This window comes from uncultured Campylobacter sp., from assembly GCF_938030685.1.
GTDB lineage: Bacteria > Campylobacterota > Campylobacteria > Campylobacterales > Campylobacteraceae > Campylobacter_B.
This window is the reverse complement of the sequence record NZ_CALHHX010000099.1, coordinates 1-1934: the sequence shown is the minus strand read 5'-3', so window position 1 is coordinate 1934 and position 1934 is coordinate 1. Positions and strand designations below refer to the sequence as shown.

Sequence of the window (1934 nt, the reverse complement as noted above, 5' to 3'; positions counted from 1 at the left end):
TGGAGCGCGCCAAGATCCGCGTGATAAACGCCGAGGATGAGTTTTTAAGCTCCATAAAGCTTAGCTGTATCAAGCTCTTTCCTTCGCGCGACATAACGGATCTGAAGGTGCTACTGCGCGATCATCAGCCGTTTATGAGCTTTAATCTTAAAGAGCTCGGACGCTTCGAGGTTTACGGGCTCGGAAGACACATCGCGATCGATGCGTCGCTAGCGATACTAGCCGCGGCGTGCGAGACGGGGTTAGAACAGATCCGTAAAAATTTACTAAATTATAAGGGGATCAAAAAGCGCTTCGACATCCTGTGCGCCACCCCGAGCTTCGTTCTCATCGACGACTACGGCCACCACCCTACCGAGATCAGAGTGACGCTGCAAAGCGCGCGCGAATACGCCACTCTGCTAGGTCTTAGCAAGATCACGGCGATCTTTCAGCCGCACCGCTTCAGCAGGCTTAAGGCGAATTTAAACGCTTTCAAAGAGTGCTTTGCGGGCGTAGAGGAGTTAGTCGTACTGCCCGTTTACGCCGCGGGCGAGCCAAGCAACGGCATTGATCTGAAAGAGGAGTTTAAGGGGCTTGGCGCGCTATTTACCGAACGGGTCTTTAGAAACGGCGAGAAGATAGAATTTAGCGATATTTTCGGCGTCCGCCACATCATAAACGACGGGCTGGTGATCGGATTTGGCGCAGGCGACATCACCTATCAACTGCGCGGAGAATTTTAGACTTGAAAACTCTCACCGAATTTACGAGCCAAACTCCGCTGCGGGCGGGCAAGGATAGAATTTGAGATTTTTAATATTTATTTTCGCATTTTTATTTATCGCGGCGATCTTTTTCGTGCGGGACGAAATTTTAAGCAAAAGGGCTAAAATCATCGCCACGGCGCTGATCGTTCTGCTGTGCGCAGGGGCGTATCTTTACGAAAGCGCGAGCGAGCGCTCCGCCAAGCTTGAGGAGGAGATGGTTTTTAAATTTAACGCGGGCGCCAGATTAAGATGCGGCGGCGCGATAAATTTCGCTTCTGAAACGCGCGGCGCAGATGCGAAAAATTTGGGCTCGCAAGTCGATGAAGTAAATTTAAATGCGCAGGACAAGGTCACTTCTGCCGCACAAAGCTCAACCGCACAAACGAACGAGCAGGCTTCCGCTGAGCAAAACTATCCCCCGCAAACTAGCGACGCTGTTTCGGGCAGGCAAAATTCTGCACAAAGCCCTACTTCGAAAAATTCTAAGCAGCAAGGCGATACGCAGAGCCTCGCGCCGCAAAATTCCGCGAGCCAAGAAGGTATGCGAAGCTCTGCCTCACAAAATTCAGCGCAACGAGGCAACACGCAAATCTCCGATCCCCAAGGCTCTGCGCAGAATTTTAACGCAGCCGAGCAAAATTCCATGCAAAGCTCCGCGCAGAATTCTAAAGCTGCGCAAAATTCCGCACCGCAAAACTTAAATTTGCAAGGCTCCGCGCAGATCGTGACGCGAGAGAGCTTCACCTACTCCTTTTCGCTGGGCGCTTTCATCGCCAAAAAAAGCGCAGGCTCGGAGTTTAAGGGCAAGACCTACAAGATCAAAGAGTGCGTTTATGATCAGTGACGAACTCTTTACGCGCCTCGATCTAGGCGAGTATCTAGCGAAATTTAAAAGCTTTTTGGCGCGCGAAAAGCCGCTGTTTTTAAGCGGCGATAGCAAGCTAAATTTTGAAAAAATTTCAGAGCTTACGAAATTTGATCTCGCGCAGTGCGAGAGCGTTGCAAACCTAGACGACGCGCTGATGCGTATCTCAAAGCACGGCGTGCTTCATATCAGCGAAATTTACGAATTTAGCAAGATCGTCCGATATTTTCTGTACCTCAAAAAGCAGCCCTTCGAAGGCAAACTCGCCGCTTGGCTTGCAAAGATTGAAATTCCTGCTCCTATCGCGCAATTAAAGGATT

At 50.3% G+C, this 1934-nt stretch carries 2 protein-coding genes and 1 pseudogene; all 3 read left to right on the top strand.

Annotated features, from left to right (window positions below; genetic code table 11):
• Positions 1 to 725 (top strand): cyanophycin synthetase (locus tag Q0369_RS04675; protein WP_298096651.1); only part of this gene is annotated, 725 nt, incomplete at its 5' end.
• A gap of 61 nt (positions 726 to 786) precedes the next feature.
• A complete protein-coding gene (locus Q0369_RS04670; protein ID WP_298096646.1) occupies positions 787 to 1593 on the top strand; it encodes a hypothetical protein in 807 nt (268 codons plus the stop codon).
• Positions 1583 to 1934: pseudogene (locus Q0369_RS04665) on the top strand (endonuclease MutS2); the annotation flags it as partial. The gene Q0369_RS04670 and the pseudogene Q0369_RS04665, both read left to right, overlap by 11 nt.